The following is a 17,353-nucleotide window of genomic DNA, read 5'->3' as shown; positions in this document are numbered from 1 at the left end:
ACTGGCCGTGGAGCGCGGGCACATGACCGACCGGGGTTTCTCCCGCTGCCCGACAACGGTGTGACGTGACGGCGGCGTCACACCGAACGGGTCTGGGAGTTCTTCCCCTTGGCCTCCTTCGCCCCCTTTCCCTCCCGGGGCGCCTTCTGCTTCGGCAGCACCGTCTCGATCTCCCGGCGCAGTTCCTGGATCTCGACCTGCCCGGAGTACCGCGCGGTGAGCCGGTACATCTGGCGCAGCCGGTCCCAGGTGCGGTGCGAGGAGGTCTGCCCGATGGTCGACAGCGCGATCCGGGCGTAGCGGTCCGCCTGTTCGGGGTCGTTGGCGATGAAGCAGGCCGAAGCGAGCGAGAGGTAGTCGAAGATCATCGACCGCTCGTGGCCGCCGCCGCGCAGGTCGATCGCCCGCTTGGCGTGCAGTTGGGCCTGGACGGCGGCCGACGGGTCGTGCTCGGCCAGCGTGCGGTACGCGAGCGCCTGCATGCCGTGCAGGTCGGCCTCGTCGAAGTTCTGCATCCAGCTCGGCGGCGGCCCCTCGTCCGCGTCGGACGCGAAGAGCTCCTCGGCCTCGCCCAGGGTGCGCCGCATCTCCTGGCCGCGCCCCATCGACGCCTGCGCCCACGCCTCGACGGTGCGCAGCATCGCCTGGATACGCGGCAGGGTCTGCTCGCCGGAACCGGACGTGGCGAGCTTCATCAGGTCGATCGCGTCGTCGGGCCGGTCCAGGTGCACCATCTGGCGGGCCGCCCTGGACAGCGCCTCACCGGCCCGCGGCCGGTCGCCGCCCTCGCGTGCCGCGTGCGCGGCGATCACGAAGTACTTCTGCGCGGTCGGCTCCAGGCCGACGTCGTGCGACATCCAGCCGGCGAGCACCGCGAGGTTGGCCGCCACCCCCCACAACCGGCGTTGCAGATGCGGGGGGTGGCGGTAGGAGAGCATGCCGCCGACCTCGTTGAGCTGGCCGACCACCGCCTTGCGCTGGAGCCCGCCGCCGCGTGAGGCGTCCCAGGCGCGGAACACCTCGACCGAGTGCTCCAGCGACTCGATCTCCTGGGAGCCGATCGGGGCCGCCTCGTAGACGTCGTGCGCGACCGGATCGACGGCGAGCGGGTCGTCGAGGACGGGTGCGTCGGCCGCCAGGGCGGGATCGGTGTGCAGCCACTCGTACATGGCCGTGCTGAGTACGGTGCCGGCGGTGAGCGCGGCGCCCGCGCCCACCAGTCCGCGTCGGTTGAGCATGAGGTCCATTCCCGTGAATTCGGTGAGGACCGCGGCGGTTCGCTCCGGCGGCCACGGCAGGCCGTCGCCGGTCTGTTTCTTCCCCGCCTGCCGGCGCCGGTCGAACCCGAGATCCTCGATGGTCACGACACGTCCGAGGCGCTCGGTGAACAGCGCGGCCAGCACTCTCGGCACGGGTTCGCGCGGCGACTCACCGGTGTCGATCCAGCGGCGCACCCGCGAGGTGTCGGTCGCCAGCTGCGGATGGCCCATGGCCGCCGCATGCCGGTTGACCAGCCGTGCGAGTTCGCCCTTGGACCAGCCGGTGAGGCCGAACAGGTCCGCGAGTCGGGTGTTGGCTTCGTTGCCCACGTCAAGCCCCCAGGTTCCTCGGCACGTTGACACTAATCCCGGTGACATTCGCCTCGCGACTATTCGCCAGGGTTCGCCAGGGTCCGCCAGATGGTCTGCCACCCGCGCCAGGGTGTCAGGTAGGAACGCGCCACCCCGGCCCGGTTCCGCATTCCCCAGGGTGCGGTACCGGACCGGGACGGCGCCCCTGGAACTCCTTGGCACGCGAAGGGATCTGCTTCCACTCATGTATTCGGCATCGTCCTCCGTGTCCGCCCCGCCCCGGCCCTCGCACCCCTCCGTCACCGAGCCGGTGCTGCGCCCGCGCCCGGCCGCCTTGCGGCGGAACATGGCCGGCGGCGCCCATCCGCTCAGCGGGAGAATCGACTTGACCGGCCCGCAGGGGGCTCAGCTGCGCACCGCCGTGGCCGCCGTGCAGCGGATCTGCCCCGAGTTCGCCCCCGTGCAGTTGCTGCGGCGCGGCGGTCGTACCGCGCTGCTGATCGGCACCTCCGGCCGGGCGCCGGCGGTCGCCAAGTGTCTGCTGGACCACTCCCCCGCCTGGGCGGAACGTTTCCGCCATGAGATAGCGGCCTACCGCACGTTCGTCCGGCAGCGCCCGCCGGTGCGGGTGCCGCGGCTGATCGCCGCCGACCCGGACAGCTGCGTGCTGGTGATGGAGCGGATGCCCGGACGGGTGGTCACGCCGCAGCGGCACCCCGTGCAGACGCCCACCCGGGCGGATCTGCGCGCCGCGCTGTCGGCGTACTCGCGGATCAACGCGTGGCGGCCGGCCCCCGGTTCGTTCGACGCGCCGATCGACTACCCGGCGCGGATCGGGCGCTACCACGAACTGGGCCTGCTCACCGACCGGGATCTGGGCGATCTGCAGAAGCTGCTACGTGGACTGGCGCACGCGCCGGGCCAGTTCTGCCATGGCGACGCCCTCCTGTCGAACGTGCTGCTGTCGCCGGCCGGACCGTCGCTGGTCGACTGGGAGCACGCGGGCTGGTACCTGCCCGGGTACGACCTGGCGGTGCTGTGGTCGGTGCTCGGGGACGATCCCGCCGCGCGGCGCCAGATCAGTCAGCAGGCGCAGGCCCAGGGCGCGGAGGCCCGTGACGGGTTCCTGGTCAACCTGATGCTGGTGCTGACCCGGGAGATCCGTACCTACGAGACCGCCGTGCAGCGGACGATGCGGGCCACCGGGCCGGTCCCGCCGGGTTCCGCCGAGGCGGGCGAGGAGCAGCGGCTGCTGCTGCGGCGGCTGCACGACGACTGCGGGATGGCGCGGCGCGCGGTGCGGGCGGCGGTCGGCACGCAGTAGCGGCTGCCGGCCGGACGGGACAGCCGCCGAGCCGGGCGGGCGGCTGTCAGGAGGCGGGGCACGCCCCCTCGCCGACGGAGATGGTCACGGAGTCGTAGTCCATGGCCATCTTGCGCTTCAGCGCGTGGACGTCGAGGCACAGCTCCGTGTCCGTGCCGTCGGCGCTGACGGTGTAGTCGGCCTGTTCCGGACCGCCCTCGACCAGGGCCGACGTCGGGGGCGCCGAGGCGAGGGCGACGGTGAGCCCGCGCTCGGTGCGGTGGGCCGCTTCCGCTATCCCGCTCTGGAGGATCTCCTCGTAGCCCACGCTTCCGGGCCCGAACTCGGCGTCGCTCGCCAGCTCGGCCGTCGCCGCCGTCACGGCCTTCCGCAACTCCTTCTCGCTCCAGTCGCCCGAAGCGCCACGGACGGACGAGCGGTGCAGCAGGAACAGGGCGACGACCGCGACCAGCACGGTCCCGGCGATGAGCGCGCGGCCGATGGGGTTGTACGGGTTGTAGACGTAGCGCCTGTCGCCCCACCTGCTGCGAACGAAGATGCGGTCCGGGTCGTCGCTGCCGTCGGTCATGGTGGGATTCTCGACGCCGGCCGCCTCTTTGGCCAACGGGTTGGGCGCGGCGCACCGGCCCATACCTCCACCCCCCGGCGGGAATTGTCGACAGGCCGCTGAAACGGAGCACAGCGGGTGCACAGGTGTACGCCTCTGGCGGTCGGCAGGTGGGCGGCCGCGCGGCGCGGAAACCCGGGGTGCGGGGCCCTGACGTGCGGAAGACGCGCCGTATACGGGTGGTTGACGGGGCGTCGGGCGGGCCGGTACCTGTGGGGAACCGATCAACTCGGCAACCCCCCATCCGGAGGAGGCCCTCGTGCCGCGTTCCGCTCCCCCGTCCCCACCTGGAAGATCCGTGCCGCTCGGGCGCCGCGCCCGAAGCGCGGTCGCGGTCGCCGCGGCGGCCGTCCTGCTGCCGCTGTTCGGCGCGGGGACCGCGCACGCGGCCGCCGCGCCGGGTTCGCTCCAGCAGGCGTTCACCGACGCCGCCGGGAAGTACGGAGTGCCGAGCAGCGTGCTGCTGGGCGTGTCGTACATGGAGTCCCGGTGGGACGGCCACCAGGGCATGCCGAGCGTCACCGGCGGCTACGGGCCGATGCACCTGACCGACGCGCGGACCGCGCTGACCGACTTCCCGGTCAAGCAGGTCGGCGACGGGGGCGACGACGGGCGCGGCGACGACTCGCGCCCGCTGATCACGCCCGCGCAGGCGGCGGCGCCGGCCACCGCGGCCTTCCCGGCGAACCTGACCACGGTGCGGCGCGCGGCGACCCTCACCGGGCTGCCGTCCGCCGAGCTGCGCGACGCGCCGGCGGCGAACGTGGCCGGCGGCGCCGCTCTGCTGGCCGCGGAGCAGCGCGAGCTGGGCGAACCGCCGAGCGCCGATCCGGCCGACTGGTACGCCGCCGTGGCGCGCTACTCCGGCGCGGACGACCGGGACACCGCGGACTCCTTCGCCGACGACGTGTTCGACGTGATCCGGCAGGGCCAGGCGCGCACCACGGACAGCGGCCAGCGGGTGGCGCTCGCGGCGGTGCCCGGTCTGGCGCCCGCGACCGGCCAGGCCGCGAAGGTGGGGCTGCGCGCGGACAACGACGCGGGCACCGAGTGCCCGCCGGGGCTGGGCTGCGAGTGGGTGCCGGCGCCCTACCAGGAGATCGGCGGCGGGGACTACGGCAACTACGACCTCGCCGACCGGCCGAACGACGAGAAGATCGACACGATCGTCATCCACGACACCGAGGGCTCCTGGGCCACCTCGCTGAAGCTGGTGCAGGACCCGACGTACCTGTCTTGGCACTACACGGTGCGCTCCTCCGACGGGCACATCGCGCAGCATGTGAAGACGCAGGACGTCGGCTGGCAGGCGGGCAACTGGTACACCAACGCCAAGTCGATCGGGGTCGAGCACGAGGGCTTCCTCACCGACCCGGACGCCTGGTACACGGAGGCGATGTACCGCTCGTCGGCGCGGCTGGTGCGCTACCTGGCGCAGAAGTACGACGTGCCGCTGAACCGGCAGCACATCCTCGGCCACGACAACGTGCCGGGGCCGACGGGTTCCTACGTTCCCGGCATGCACACCGACCCCGGACCGTACTGGGACTGGGCCCACTACATGGCGCTGCTCGGCGCGCCGATCCACCCGACGGCGGGGGCGTGGGGCGGTGAGGTGACGATCGACCCGGACTACGCGACGAACCAGCCGGTCTACACCGGCTGTACCACGGCGGGCGCGACCTGCCCGGCGCACGGCTCCGACGCGGTGCGGCTGTACACGGCGCCGAGCGAGGACGCTCCGCTGGTGCACGACGTGGGTCTGCACGGTGCGACGGGCGCCAGCACCACCGACGTCAACGACGTGGGCGCGCGGGCGTCCACCGGCCAGCAGTACGCGGTCGCCGGACGGCAGGGCGACTGGACCGCGATCTGGTACCTCGGCCAGAAGGCGTGGTTCCACAACCCGAAGGCGAACCCGACGGCCGTGGACGCGACGGGTCTGGTGGTGACCCCGAAGAAGGGTCTGGCGAGCATCCCGGTCTACGGCCGCGCCTACCCCGAGGCGAGCGCGTTCCCGGCCGGCGTGCCGGTCCAGGCGCTCACCCCGATGCCGTACTCCATCCCGGCCGGCCAGCGGTACGTGGTCGGCGGCGCGGTGCACGGCGAGTACTACTACTCGGTGACCTTCGATCCGGCGAGCCACCAGGTGGTGCGGGGCAAGAACGTCTACTACGAGATCCAGCTCGGGCACCGCGTGGAGTACGTCCTGGCGTCCGATGTGGCGCTGGTGCCCTCGGCGCTGCCGTAGCCCGGGCCGGAAGGCCGCGGCGACGGGTGACACCGGTGAGCAGGTGAGCAGGTGACGCAGGTCAGGTGACACAGGTAAGGGGCGCCATTCTGGGATGGCGCCCCTTACGTCGTGCGGCTTGGTGCGGCTGGATGCGGCTCGTTCAGCTCGGCCGGCTCGCGGCCCGGGCGTTCACTCGGCCTGGAACATCTCCGCGGGCAGCGGCTTGAGCAGCTGGTAGAGGTCGTCGGTGATCGGACGGTCCCAGGTGGCGATGGTGACCTGCACGCCGTCGCTGCGGTCGAACTGCGCGCAGGCGACCCGCGACTCGGAGATCTTGATCCGGCGGACGATCAGCGGTCCGTCGCCCAGCATCACCGGGGTGCCCTCGACGTCGACGACCTCGGCCGGTTCGTCGTTGCCGAGCGCGGCCAGCAGCTGGGCCACCTCGAAGGGCACCTGGCCCTCCTCCAGTTCGCGGGCCGGGGAGCCCTCGGGGAGGTTCCCGATCAGCATCGCGGGGCCGCGGCCGCCGAAGAGGTCGTACCGCAGGTAGATGCCCTGGCAGCTCCCGTCGGCACCGGGCAGCAGCCCCGCGCCCAGGTCGCCGGGCCAGTCCCCCGGGTCCATCGCGAGGACGTCGAAGTCCGGCCCGGTGGGCGTGGCTGCGCTACGGCGGCGGAGGAAGGACATACGGCCATCGTACGGGGTGGCACGGCCGGGGCGGGAGCCCGTCTTTCACGTCTCGCGCGGTGCCGCGGCGGGCGGGGCCTGCGGTGCGGCGGGCGGGACGGACGGCGCCGCGGGCAGGGGCACGGACAGCGGTGCGGGCAGCCGGGCCAGTTCGGCCCGCGCGGTGCCCGCCAGGCCGTCCGCGCCGCAGCCCACCGCACCCTCCAGCCCCAGCCGCAACGCGTCGGCGGCCGCTCCCCGGCGCCCCGCCGCGCGCAGGGCGGCGCCCTGGGCGACCCGCGCCGCCGCGAGCTCATGGGCGGCGGGCGACACCTCCAGGCGGGCGACGGCCTCGGCGAGCAGGTCGAGGCCGCGCGCCCCGCCGATCACCTCGGCGGCGACCCGCAGCGCGCCCCCGACCGCGGACGGCGCACCGAACTGCCGGGCCCGGGCGACCGCGTCGAGCGCGGTGCGGGCCGCACGGTCGGGAGCGTCGTGCGCCTCGGCGAGGGCCAGGTGGAGCTGCCACGGGCACCAGCCCGGGTTGCGCATGCCGCGCCGGTCGAGCCGCCGCCCGACGGCGGCGAGTTCCGCGGCGGCCTCCTGGTACCGGCCCAGCGCGAGCAGGATCTCGCCGTGCACGGCCTGGGCGTCGGGAAAGGTCACGGCGGCCGGGAAGGGCGCGGCGAAGTCGTAGTCGGCGGCGAGCGCGGCCGCCTCCTCGGGGCGGCCGCGGGCGATCAGCACCCCGGCGAGCACGCCGACGGCGTACCACTGCACGGGGGTGCCGCGGCCGACCCGGTCGGCCAGCCGCAAACCGTCGCGGGCCAGTTCCTCCGCCTCGGCGAGCCGCCCGCAGCGGTGGCGGACGTAGCCGAGCAGGACATACCCGAAGGAGAGGTGGGCGCCGCGCCAGCCGTGGCGTTCGAAGTCGGCGATGCCCTCGGCGAACAGCTCCTCGGCGCGCTCGGGCCGGTCGGCGTACATGTAGGTCATCGCGACCAGCGCCGGCACCTCGAAGCCGCGGCCCTCGTCCACCCAGGGCAGGCCGCCGCGCAGGGCGCGGGCGGCGTGGCGCAGGACGGTGCCGGTGGGTTCGCCGCGCAAGGTGGCGTCCCAGGCGCGCAGGCCGATGATGTACCGCTCGGTGAGGTCGCGGCCGGTGAGGCGGTCGGCGAGCCGGGCCAGCCGGCGGGACCTGCCGGGCGAGTCGGGTTCGTCGGAGCGGAAGGCGTCCCACATGAACTGCTCGGCCTGCATGCGCAGTCGGGTGCGTGCCCCGGTGGTGGTGCGGGCGGCCCGGCCGACGACGTCGGCTGCCTCGCTGAGCCGGTCGCTGTGCGCGAGGGACTGGGAGAGCAGGAAGAGGATGCCGTCGCGCAGTTCGGGGTCGTCGATCGGCTCTTCGAGGGCGGCCCGCAGGTGGTTGACGGTGGTCGGGGGCTCCAGGAGCTGTGTGGCGCAGCCGAGTTCGTAGAGCACGCCGGCCCGCTCGCCGGGCGGCGGGGGCTCGCGCAGCGCCCGGGCCAGGCAGCTGCGGGCCGCCTCGGGGGCGCCGGCCCGCAGGATCTCCCGGGCGGCGGCGCGCAGTTGGTGCACCACCCACGGGTCCTCCTCGGGGTGGGTCTCCAGCAGGTGGCGGGCGGCCGCGGTGGGGCCGAGACCGGCGTCGACCACGGCCCACGCGGCCTTGCCGTGCAGGGCGACCCGCACCGCGTCGGGTATCGCCCGGTAGACGGCGGTGGCGATCAGCGGGTGGACGAACTCCAGGGTGCGGCTGCCGGTGAGGACGCGCGCGGCCCGCAGCCGGTCCGCGCAGTCGGCGGCCTCCTGGGTGCCGAGGCCGGCCACGGCGGCGGCCAGCGCGGGCCGGATCTCGGTGCCGAGCACGGCGGCGGCCCAGGCGAGGCGGACCGTGGAGGGGCCGAGCCGCTCCAGCCGGGCGACCAGGCCGCTGCCCTTCACCGCGGCGACCAGGTCGCGCAGCAGGTGGACGCTGCCACCGTCGGGTTGCAGTCCCCGGTCACGGACCTTCGCGGCCAACTCGACCGCCTCGAACGGGTTTCCCGCGGTGACCGCCCAGCACTCCCGGCAGAACTCCTCGTCGGCGTGCGCGCCGACCCGGTCGCGCACCAGCAGGCCGATCGCGTCGGAGGTCAGCGGTTCCAGGCCGAGCGGACGGTGCCCGGCGCGGCCGGGCAGGCCGCGGAACGCCTCGGCGGACGGCGGCAGTTCGTCCGGGCGGTAGGCCACCACGACGAGCAGCGCGAGGTCGTCGGTGCGGGGTGCGAACGCGGCCAGCCAGTTCAGTGACTGCGGGTCGGCCCAGTGCGCGTCGTCGAGCACCAGCACCACCGGGGCGTGCCGGACCACCACATGGGTGAGCACCCAGTCCAGTCCGTCGCGCAGTCCCTGGGGGTCGGGGGCGGCGCCCTGCGCGGTGCACAGCCCCAGCGCCGGGCCCACGATGCCGTACCAACTGCCCAGCGCCGCCCGCAGATCCGCCTCGGTGGAGCCGGCCAGCAGCGGTTGCAGGAGTTGCCGCGCGACGTGGAAGGCGACCTGCTGCTCCTGGTCGCCGCCGCGCGCGGACAGCACGGTGCAGCCGCGGTCCGCGGCCCGGGCCCGTACCTCGGCGAGCAGGGTCGTCTTGCCCAGCCCGGCGGGCCCGGCGAACGCCAGCAGCCCGCCCCGCCGCCGTACCTGACCGTCGGCCGGCTCCGGTACGGCGCCGGGCGCCACTCCGGTGACGGCGGTCAACGCGTCGTCGACGGCGGCGAGTTCGACGTCACGCTCGAGCAGCGTGCGGGCGACGCCGGCGGGCCCTCCAGCCATGCTCTCCCCCTTGCCGACCGGCGGGGCGCGCGCCCGGCGCACTCGGTCCGATGGGTCCACAGGGTACGCCGTCGGCTGCGCTCGGTAAGGGGGAACGACCGTGCCGGTACGCCACTGGCAGGAGGCGTACCGGCAGGGTGGAGCCCATGACTCCGCAGGGAGGCGGACGCTTCCCGGTCGGCCCGCCGCGACTGTCCCACGGGCCTCCCGGCCGCCACCACTCCACTCGGGCCCCACTCCCCGCCAAAGCTCCCATGCGCCCCGCGTGCGCCCCCGTTACCGCGCGTAACCGAAGAGGGCGGATGAAAGGGATGGGGAGTCGGGTGCGGGCGGTGCGGGAGGGTCGGGCATGCGGGCGGTGCGGGTCGTCCGGGCGGACCGGCGCGGCCGGCGCGGCTCCGGCGGCGGCGATCGGCCCCGATGCGCCCGGCCCAACCAGCCTGCTTGGAGCGTCAGTTCGGGTCGTCGGCGGTGCGGGCCCGCTGGCGGGCATGGTGGCGGGCGACGCGGGCGCGGTTGCCGCAGGAGGGCTTGCACCACTCCTGGCGGGCGTGCGCCTGGACGAAGTAGCGCACGCAGCGCGGCGCCGGGCAGGCCCGCAACCGGGCGCGGTCCGGGCCGGCCAGGAAGGCCATGCCGGCCCGGGCGAGCGCGGCGGCGAGCAGGTCGGCCGGGGTGTGGCGGCCGGCCACCGCGTAGCCGGCGGCAGGCGGGCCGTCGGCGGGCCAGGCGAGCCGGTGGGTGACCGGCACCCGCGCCGCGGCCGCGTTCAGCCGCTCCAGGGCCGCCGCCGCGTCGGGCAGCCGCCCGGCGTCGGCCTTGCTGGGGGCACCGGGCAGCACCGCCCGCGCGAACAGCGCCCGCAGCGCGGTCCGTACGCCGACGGCGGCGGCGAGCATGGCGGGGTCGGCGGGGTCGGCGGGGTCGGCGGAGTCCGCGCCCTCGTCCGCCGTCACGAAGCCGTACTCCGCCAGCGCCCGCTCGTGCTGCCGCACCCAGGCGGTCAGGCCCTCGGGGGCGGCGAGGTCGTCCGCGACTCCGCCGTGGCCGTCATGGCGCACGGTGACCGCGAGGGCGAGAGCGAGAGCGAGATGATCAACCGGCATGACCTAATGGTATCGTCGCCGTACACCATTAACGCAGAGGGGGTATTCGTGTCCGACCTGCGCGAGGTACTGCGCGAGATCGAGGTGTTCGAGGGGGAGTTGCCGGACTTCGACGTCTCTCGACTTCCCGCCGACCCGCACGAATTGTTCACCGAGTGGCTGCTGACGGCCATCCGGCAAGGGGTGCGCGAACCGCACGCGATGACCGTGTCCACCACCGGCCTCGACGGCACCCCGTCGGCACGGGTGCTGATCTGCAAGAACGTCACCGCTGACGGCTGGCAGTTCGCCGCCGACGCCGGCGGCCGCAAGGGCCGCGAGCTGTCCGGCCACACCGCCGCGGCGCTCACCTTCTACTGGTCCCCGCTCGCCCGCCAGGTGCGGGTGCGCGGAACCGTGCGCCCCGGCAACCCCGAGGAGTCCGCCGCCGACTTCCTCGCCCGCTCCCCCGGCGCCCGGGCCGAGGCGCTGCTCGGCCGGCAGAGCACCCCGCTGTCCGACCTCGCCGCCCGCGACGCCGACGTGCGCACCGCCGCCGAGCGGATCGCGGCAGAGCCTGGGCTGGTGGCGCCCGGCTGGACGCTGTACACGCTGCACGCCGAGCAGGTGGAGTTCTGGCAGGGCGACCGGGAACGCCGGCACACCCGCGTCGACTACCGCCGCACGGAAGCCGGTTGGGAGCGTGGACTGCTGTGGCCGTGACCGGAACCGCACCCGCCGATCTCCAGGCGGCGCTCGCCGAGGGGCAGTCGCGGCTGCGCGCCCTGCTGCCGGCTCTCACCGACGAGGTACTGCGCGGGCCGAGCCCGCTGCCCGGCTGGAGCCGCGGCCATGTGCTCACCCACATCGAGGGGGTCGGCCTCGCCCTTGCCCGGCAGGCCCGTTACGCCCTGCGCGGCAAGCTCATCGACGTCTACGACGGGGGGCGCCCCACCCGTGACGCCGCCATCGAGGCCGGGCACCGGCGCCCGGTGCAGCAGCTCGCGCCCGCGCTCGCGGACGCGCTGGACGAGGTCGAGGCGTCCTGGTCCCTGGTCGGGCCGGACGACTGGGAGCGGCCGGTCCGCTACCGCGACGGCACCCTGCGCGACGCCGGGCTCGCCTGGTGGCGGGAGTTGGAGATCCACACGGCCGACGCGGACCTCGGCTACCACACCCACGCGTGGTCGACACCGCTGTGCACCCACCTCATCGGCTTCCTCGCGCCCCGCGTGCCGGACGGATACCGGGTGTCGCTCACCGCCACGGACGCGGACTTCCGCTGGTCGCACGGCTCCGGGTCACCGCTGTCCGTCGAGGGCCGCCTCACCGACCTCGCCGCGTGGCTGGCCGGGCGGCACCCCGAAGAGCCGCTGCGCGGCGGTCCGCTGCCGCCGCTGGGCAACTGGCCGTAGGCGCGCGGCCGAAGCGGGAACCGCGCGGCAGCGCGTCGTCGGCAGGTGGGTCCCGCGACCGCGGAACCCACCGCCCCGAGGGGTCAGGTCAGATCGAACTCGCCGTCGCGGGCGCCCAGCACGAAGGCACGCCATTCCGCGGGGGTGAAGATCAGCGCGGGCCCCTCGGGGTTGCGGCCGTCACGCATCGCGATGTACCCCTCCACGAAAGCGATCTGCACATCCCCGGTGCCCTGGCTGCTGGACAGCCACTCGGCCCCGGTCAGATCCACCTGGGGCTTCTTCCCGTTGGCCAACGGCTGTCCGATGGTGCTCTCAGCCACGTCCTGACTCCTCCCACATCGTCGTCCGCTTCCAGCCTATCGGTGTTGGACCCACCCGGCAGAAGAAGGCGGAAGCCGCACGCGGGGGCGCCCGGATGCGCTATGGCGGCCGGTCCGGCACCGGGTCCGCGCGGTGCCGGATGCGATCCTCACCCGCCCCAACTGCCCTACCACACCACCCCGTTCGATCCGTACGCGCGAAGCGGGCCCGGCCGGTAGGGTCCGATCATGACCGCACATGATCACGACTACCGCGCGGCCGGCGACACCCGCGAGTCCCCGCTCGCGCCGGGCCTCGACCCCGCCCGTACCGCCCTCGTGCTCGTCGACCTGATGGACCGGATCGTCGCGCTGCCGCTGGCCCCGCACCCGGGGTCGGAGGTGGTCGCCGCGGCGGTGCGGCTGGCGGCGGCCTTCCGCGCGGCGGGCGCGCCGGTGGTGGCGGTGCGGGCGCGCCGGTCGGGCGCGGCCGAGCAGCCACCCGGCAGCGATCTGGTGCCGCAGGTCGCCGCGGTCGCGGACGCGCTGCTGGTCAAGCGCACGGTCGGGGCTTTCCAGGGCACCGAGTTGGACGCGCGCCTGCGGGAGCGCGGCATCGACACCCTGGTGCTCGCCGGGATCGCCACGAACATGGGCGTGGAGTCCACCGCGCGGGCCGCCGCCGACCTCGGCTACCGACTGGTGTTCGCGCACGACGCGATGTCGGGGCTGACGGCGGCCGAGCACGAGGCGGCGGTGGCGCTGAACTTCCCCCGCTTCGGCACGGTGGTCGCCGGGTCCGACGTGTACTTCGCCTGACGCACCCGACCACATTCCGGGCCCATTTCCGGGTCCACTTCCGGGTCCGGTCGGCGGCGGGGTCCACCCGCCGCCGTTCTTCGGGCTTGGTTCTGTACCTACTAGTATGTACGATGAGGTCATGGACACCGCGGAACGCCTCGTCGCAAGCGCGCAGGAACTGCTCTGGGAGCGCGGGTACGTCGGCACCAGCCCGAAGGCCATCCAGGAGCGGGCCGGTGCCGGGCAGGGCAGCATGTACCACCACTTCAAGGGCAAGCCCGACCTCGCGGCCGCGGCGATGCGGCGCAGCGCGGCGCAGTTGCGGGCGCAGGCCGACGCGCAGCTCGCCGAGGGCGACACCGCGGTGGCGCGGGTCGGCGCGTATCTGATGCGCGAGCGGGAGCCGCTGCGCGGCTGCCGGGTCGGCCGGATGGCGATGGACCCGGAGGTGATCGCCAGCGACGAGCTGAGGGAGCCCGTCCGCGACACGTTCGCGTGGCTGCGCGGACGGCTCGCCGGGATCGTCGCCGACGGCATCGCGGCCGGGGAGCTGCGCCCGGAGATCGACGCGGGCGACACGGCAGCGGCGCTGGCCGCGGTCGTCCAGGGCGGTTACGTACTCGCCCGCGCGGCCGGCGACCGCGAACCGTTCGACCAGGCGGTGCGCGGTGCGCTCGGCCTGCTCCGAGCCGCCGCGACCGACCCGGCCGCCTGACCCGGCTGCTTCATCCTGCCGCTTCACCCGGCCGCCTGATCAACGCGGCACCGGCCCGCGACCGTACGGCCGTCCGTCGCCGTACACCGGCCGAGGGCCCGAACCGCTGTGCCCGTCAAGGCACTTGGCCCGCACGAGACGTGCGGGCACCACGACACGAGGACGCGTACGCACCCGCGCGCACCCGCGCGACGGCTCGTACCGGACGAGGGAGCATCCACCCGTGCACGGCATGAACTACCGCATCGCCCTGCCCGCCGACTACGACATGGGCATCATCAGACAGCGGGTCGCGACTCGTGGCCATCTGCTCGACGCCTTCCCGGGGTTGGGGCAGAAGGCGTACCTGATCCGGGAGCGCGGCACCGACGGCTCGCCGGTGAACGAGTACGCGCCCTTCTACCTGTGGAACACCGCCCAGGGCATGAACAGCTTCCTGTGGGGACCCGGATTCCGTTCCCTGGTGGACGACTTCGGCCGCCCGACGGTCGAGCACTGGACCGGGCTCGGCTTCGAACGCGGTCCGGAGGTGGCGCAGCCGCCGGCCGCCGCCACCCGAGCGGCCCGGCAAGTGGCCGCCGGCGAACCGCTCGCGGAGGCCGTCGCACGCGAGTTGGCGGAGCTGCGGGAGGTGGCCGCACGGCCCGGCGCGCACTCCGCCGCCCTGCTGGTCGACCCGCGGCACTGGGAGTTGCTGCGTTTCACGCTGTGGCGGGACGCCGCGCCCGAGGAGCCCGGGGCCGAGCGCTTCCAGGTGCTGCACCTGTCGCGGCCCGAACTGGACGCCATCGACACCGGGAGGCAGTGGTGAAGCAGGCGAAGATCGATCGCGAGGCGGGCTACCGGCTGCTCGGCGAACTCGCCGGACCGGGCACCGTCGAGGGCACCTTGTCCCCGCTGGACACCCTGGCGCCGGGGTTCGCCGACTGGATCGTCACCGCGCTGTTCGGCGGCACCTACCAGCGCGACGGCCTCGCCCTGCGGGACCGCCTCGTCGCGAACCTCGCCGCGCTCACCGCGCTCGGCGGCGTGGAGCCCCAACTCGACGACCACGTCCGCAACTCGCTGCGGACCGGCATCGCCCCCGCGGAGATCGTCGAGGTGATGGTGCACCTCGCGCCGTACGTCGGCGTGCCCAAGGCGCTGGCGGGGCTGCGGGTCGCCGCGGCGGCCTTTGCCGACCTCGGGGTGACCCCGGAGGGCGGCTCGGCGAACGACACCGGCACGGCCATCGGCGTCGGCAGCGGCAGCGGCAGCGGCGCGGACGGCGGTGCCGGGTGAAGACCGTACGCACGGTGCTCGGCGACATCGCGCCCGAGCGGCTCGGGGTGACCGACGCGCACGACCACCTGTTCTTCGCCGCGCCCGCGTTCGCCGGGCAGGAACTGGACGATCCGGCCGCCGCGGAGGCGGAGTTGGCGGCGTTCCGGGCAGTGGGCGGCGCGGCGGTGGCGCAGTGGACACCGTTCGGGCTGGGCCGCACGGCCGCCGGACTGCCCGCGCTGTCGAGGGCGGCCGGGGTGCATGTGGTGGCGGCGACCGGCCTGCACCAGGTCACGCACTACGCTCCCGCGCTGCTGGACCGGCTGCGGTCGGACGGCCTCGCGGCCTTCTTCACCGCCGAGTTGGCCGAGGGCATGCTCGCCGGCGACGATCCGGACGGGCCGCGCGGCGACGCGAAGGCGGGCATGATCAAGGTGGCCGGGATGTTCCACGGCCTGGACGGGCACACCCGCGAGGTGATGACGGCGGCGGCGCGGGCGCACCACGCCACGGGCGCGCCGATCGGCGTCCACCACGAGATGGGCACCGCCGCGGTCGATGTACTCGCGCTGCTGCACGGCGAGTTGGGCGTCCCGGTGACCAGCATCCTGCTCGGCCACCTCAACCGGTTCCCCGACTCCGGCATCCACCGCGAACTGGCCGCCTCCGGCGCGTTCCTCGCCTTCGACGGGCCCTCCCGCGCCCATCACGGCACCGACTGGCGGCTGTTGGACTGCCTCACGGAACTCGCCGCGGCAGGGCACACCGGCCAGATCCTGCTCGGCGGCGACAACGTCCTCGCCTCCGCCCGCGCTTCGACCGGCGGCTCCCCCGGCATCCCCTACCTGCTGCGGGTGCTGCGGCCCCGGGTCACCGCCGCCCTGGGCGAGGACGCCGCCGAGGCGATCTTCGTGGCGAACCCGGCCCGCGCGTTCGCCGTCGAGTGGCGCTGACCCGGACGCCCGGGATCAGGCGCCGCTCAGCTTCAACGACGGCTCCGGCAGGGCGAGTTCCGCGATCACGGCGGCGTGGTCGGAGGGCCACACCCCGGCCACCTGCCGGTCGCCGGCGCGGCGGGCGGTACGGACCCAGCCGCGGCTGTCCGGGCCCGGCAGGCCGACGAGGATGTAGTCGATACAGCTCGGGCGATCCCCGAAGTTCACCGCGTACTCGTTGCTGATGTCCCAGGTGCCCTGCGGCAGCGCGGGATCGGCGAACCGCCAGGCGTCGAGGAGCACCAGCCCGGGGACGGCGGGCGCGGTCTTGTAGCCGCAGATCAGCCGCACCTCGTCGAAGTCGGGCTCGGCGTTGAAGTCGCCGGTGACGACCGGCGGGTAGGGCCCGTGGGCGTGCTCGGCGACGAACGCGGCCAGCTCGCGGACCTGCGCGCAGCGCACCGCGGAGTCGGCGACACCGGAGTTGAGGTGGGTGGTGAAGAAGGGCAGCGGCCCGCCGGGCACGTCGAGGAGGGCGTGCAGCGCGGTCTTGCCGTCGTCGCGGTGGCCGGGCAGCGTGGGCAGACGGCGCTCGGCCGTCGCCAGGATCGGGTGCCGGCTCAGTACGGCCACGCCGACGTCGACGCTGGTGTCGCCGCCGTTGCGGGCGTGCCAGCGGTCCTGCGCCGCCGCGCGCGACCAGGCCCAGTGCATGCCGAGGCGCTCGGCGAGCCACTCCGCCAGGTTCTCCCCGCCCGCCCCGTCGGGACCGCCGCTCGCCCACACCTCCTGAAGGCCCAGGACGTCCGGCCGTTCGGCTTCGAGGGTGCGCAGGATCGCCTCGCGCCGCTCCTGCCAGCCGCCGAAGCGCCACCACAGGTTCCAGGTCATCACGCGCAGCGCGTCCGGCCCGTCGCCCCGCCGCTCGCCCCGCCCGTCACCCGTCGTGCCGTCCGTCGTGCCGTCCGCGCTGCCGGAATCCACTGGACCTCCCCGTTCGTCCTGCCTACGGTGGCGACATGCCCACCCAGGTGATCATTCTGAACGGCGGCTCCAGTTCGGGGAAGAGCAGTATCGCGCGCGCTCTGCAGGACGTGCTGCCCGGCCCGCCGTGGCTGACGTTCGGCACCGACACCCTGGTCGAGGCGCTCCCGGCCCGCATGCGCGAGGAGGACGCGGAGTCCGGCCCGGGGCCGGACGGCGGTGAAGGCATCGCGTTCGGGCCCGACGGGGAGGTGGTGCCGGGCGCCGAGTTCCGCCGGCTCGACGACGCGTGGGCGCTGGGCATGGCCGCGACCGCCCGCGCGGGCGCGCACCTCGTCATCGACGAGGTCTTCCTCGGCGGCGCCGCTTCCCAGGCCCGCTGGCGCGACGCGACGGCCGGGCTCGGTGTGCTGTGGGTGGGGGTGCGCTGCGACCCGTCGGTGGCCGCCGCCCGGGAGGCCGCGCGCGGCGACCGGGTCCCGGGCATGGCGGCGCGGCAGGCGACGCTGGTCCACACCGGAGTCAGCTACGACCTGGAGGTCGACTCCAGCCGCGCCGACCCGATGGCCTGCGCCCGGACGATCGCGGTGCACGTCAGCGGCTGAACCGGCGCG

General features: G+C 74.7%; 17 protein-coding genes. 10 read left to right on the top strand and 7 right to left on the bottom strand.

Features of this window, described 5'->3' with window-relative positions:
* Positions 1-77: 77 nt before the first annotated feature.
* The gene (locus OG370_RS37790) at positions 78-1,589 is read right to left on the bottom strand and encodes a DNA-binding protein NsdB (RefSeq protein WP_328472431.1); all 1,512 of its coding nucleotides are present in this window, start codon (positions 1,587-1,589) and stop codon (positions 78-80) included.
* Between the two features lie 226 nt (positions 1,590-1,815).
* On the opposite strand from OG370_RS37790, the gene OG370_RS37785 reads away from it, so the two are divergent.
* Positions 1,816-2,895, top strand: coding sequence for an aminoglycoside phosphotransferase family protein (locus OG370_RS37785; protein WP_328472429.1), 1,080 nt, complete (start codon positions 1,816-1,818; stop codon positions 2,893-2,895).
* A 46-nt stretch (positions 2,896-2,941) separates the two neighbouring features.
* Here OG370_RS37785 and OG370_RS37780 read toward each other — a convergent pair whose 3' ends face one another.
* Positions 2,942-3,463 (bottom strand): hypothetical protein, encoded by a 522-nt coding sequence (locus OG370_RS37780; RefSeq protein WP_328472427.1) that lies wholly within the window; start codon positions 3,461-3,463, stop codon positions 2,942-2,944.
* Between the two features lie 337 nt (positions 3,464-3,800).
* Between OG370_RS37780 and OG370_RS37775 the strand changes: the two genes are divergently transcribed.
* Complete coding sequence (locus OG370_RS37775) at positions 3,801-5,753, top strand: N-acetylmuramoyl-L-alanine amidase (RefSeq protein ID WP_328472426.1); 1,953 nt, start codon at positions 3,801-3,803, stop codon at positions 5,751-5,753.
* A 171-nt stretch (positions 5,754-5,924) separates the two neighbouring features.
* Here OG370_RS37775 and OG370_RS37770 read toward each other — a convergent pair whose 3' ends face one another.
* From OG370_RS37770 to OG370_RS37760, 3 genes are all read right to left on the bottom strand, one after another.
* The gene (locus OG370_RS37770) at positions 5,925-6,425 is read right to left on the bottom strand and encodes a hypothetical protein (protein WP_328472424.1); all 501 of its coding nucleotides are present in this window, start codon (positions 6,423-6,425) and stop codon (positions 5,925-5,927) included.
* Positions 6,426-6,470: 45 nt separating this feature from the next.
* Positions 6,471-9,239 carry an ATP-binding protein gene (locus OG370_RS37765; protein ID WP_328472422.1) on the bottom strand — a complete coding sequence of 923 codons (2,769 nt, stop codon included), beginning with the start codon at positions 9,237-9,239 and terminating at the stop codon, positions 6,471-6,473.
* 452 nt (positions 9,240-9,691) lie between these two features.
* Positions 9,692-10,345, bottom strand: coding sequence for a CGNR zinc finger domain-containing protein (locus tag OG370_RS37760; protein WP_328472420.1), 654 nt, complete (start codon positions 10,343-10,345; stop codon positions 9,692-9,694).
* Between the two features lie 48 nt (positions 10,346-10,393).
* Between OG370_RS37760 and OG370_RS37755 the strand changes: the two genes are divergently transcribed.
* A complete protein-coding gene (locus OG370_RS37755; protein WP_328472418.1) occupies positions 10,394-11,047 on the top strand; it encodes a pyridoxine/pyridoxamine 5'-phosphate oxidase in 654 nt (217 codons plus the stop codon).
* Complete coding sequence (locus tag OG370_RS37750) at positions 11,044-11,739, top strand: maleylpyruvate isomerase family mycothiol-dependent enzyme (RefSeq protein ID WP_328472416.1); 696 nt, start codon at positions 11,044-11,046, stop codon at positions 11,737-11,739. The genes OG370_RS37755 and OG370_RS37750 overlap by 4 nt, the downstream gene beginning before the upstream one ends.
* 83 nt (positions 11,740-11,822) lie before the next feature.
* Here OG370_RS37750 and OG370_RS37745 read toward each other — a convergent pair whose 3' ends face one another.
* A complete protein-coding gene (locus OG370_RS37745; protein WP_103889877.1) occupies positions 11,823-12,062 on the bottom strand; it encodes a DUF397 domain-containing protein in 240 nt (79 codons plus the stop codon).
* 228 nt (positions 12,063-12,290) lie between these two features.
* On the opposite strand from OG370_RS37745, the gene OG370_RS37740 reads away from it, so the two are divergent.
* From OG370_RS37740 to OG370_RS37720, 5 genes are all read left to right on the top strand, one after another.
* Complete coding sequence (locus OG370_RS37740; RefSeq protein ID WP_328472410.1) at positions 12,291-12,860, top strand: isochorismatase family protein; 570 nt, start codon at positions 12,291-12,293, stop codon at positions 12,858-12,860.
* 121 nt (positions 12,861-12,981) lie between these two features.
* Entirely contained in the window at positions 12,982-13,557 is a 576-nt protein-coding gene (locus tag OG370_RS37735; protein ID WP_328472407.1) for a TetR/AcrR family transcriptional regulator, read from the top strand.
* A 223-nt stretch (positions 13,558-13,780) separates the two neighbouring features.
* Positions 13,781-14,368, top strand: coding sequence for a DUF4865 family protein (locus OG370_RS37730; RefSeq protein ID WP_328472405.1), 588 nt, complete (start codon positions 13,781-13,783; stop codon positions 14,366-14,368).
* A complete protein-coding gene (locus OG370_RS37725; protein ID WP_328472403.1) occupies positions 14,365-14,838 on the top strand; it encodes a carboxymuconolactone decarboxylase family protein in 474 nt (157 codons plus the stop codon). Before OG370_RS37730 ends, OG370_RS37725 begins: the two co-directional genes overlap by 4 nt.
* Positions 14,835-15,773: a phosphotriesterase family protein gene (locus OG370_RS37720; protein ID WP_328472401.1), complete on the top strand. Its 939-nt coding sequence runs from the start codon at positions 14,835-14,837 to the stop codon at positions 15,771-15,773. The genes OG370_RS37725 and OG370_RS37720 overlap by 4 nt, the downstream gene beginning before the upstream one ends.
* Positions 15,774-15,788: 15 nt before the next feature.
* On the opposite strand, the gene OG370_RS37715 is transcribed toward OG370_RS37720, so the two are convergent.
* Entirely contained in the window at positions 15,789-16,646 is an 858-nt protein-coding gene (locus OG370_RS37715) for an endonuclease/exonuclease/phosphatase family protein (protein WP_328474798.1), read from the bottom strand.
* Between the two features lie 128 nt (positions 16,647-16,774).
* Here OG370_RS37715 and cpt point away from each other — a divergent pair, with 128 nt between their 5' ends.
* The gene (gene cpt, locus OG370_RS37710) at positions 16,775-17,344 is read left to right on the top strand and encodes a chloramphenicol phosphotransferase CPT (protein ID WP_328472399.1); all 570 of its coding nucleotides are present in this window, start codon (positions 16,775-16,777) and stop codon (positions 17,342-17,344) included.
* Positions 17,345-17,353: the final 9 nt, after the last annotated feature.

It is taken from the genome of Streptomyces sp. NBC_00448 (assembly GCF_036014115.1).
In the GTDB taxonomy this organism is placed as follows: Bacteria; Actinomycetota; Actinomycetes; order Streptomycetales; family Streptomycetaceae; genus Actinacidiphila.
Note: the sequence above shows the minus strand (reverse complement) of the source record. Positions and strands in the feature narration are given on the sequence as shown.

Coding starts and splice junctions, on each gene's coding strand:
- cpt (WP_328472399.1), top strand. CDS start 16,775: ATGCCCACCCAGGTGATCATTCTGAACGGCGGCTCCAGTTCGGGGAAG.
- OG370_RS37760 (WP_328472420.1), bottom strand. CDS start 10,345: ATGCCGGTTGATCATCTCGCTCTCGCTCTCGCCCTCGCGGTCACCGTG.
- OG370_RS37765 (WP_328472422.1), bottom strand. CDS start 9,239: ATGGCTGGAGGGCCCGCCGGCGTCGCCCGCACGCTGCTCGAGCGTGAC.
- OG370_RS37780 (WP_328472427.1), bottom strand. CDS start 3,463: ATGACCGACGGCAGCGACGACCCGGACCGCATCTTCGTTCGCAGCAGG.
- OG370_RS37735 (WP_328472407.1), top strand. CDS start 12,982: ATGGACACCGCGGAACGCCTCGTCGCAAGCGCGCAGGAACTGCTCTGG.
- OG370_RS37785 (WP_328472429.1), top strand. CDS start 1,816: ATGTATTCGGCATCGTCCTCCGTGTCCGCCCCGCCCCGGCCCTCGCAC.
- OG370_RS37770 (WP_328472424.1), bottom strand. CDS start 6,425: ATGTCCTTCCTCCGCCGCCGTAGCGCAGCCACGCCCACCGGGCCGGAC.
- OG370_RS37715 (WP_328474798.1), bottom strand. CDS start 16,646: ATGACCTGGAACCTGTGGTGGCGCTTCGGCGGCTGGCAGGAGCGGCGC.
- OG370_RS37740 (WP_328472410.1), top strand. CDS start 12,291: ATGACCGCACATGATCACGACTACCGCGCGGCCGGCGACACCCGCGAG.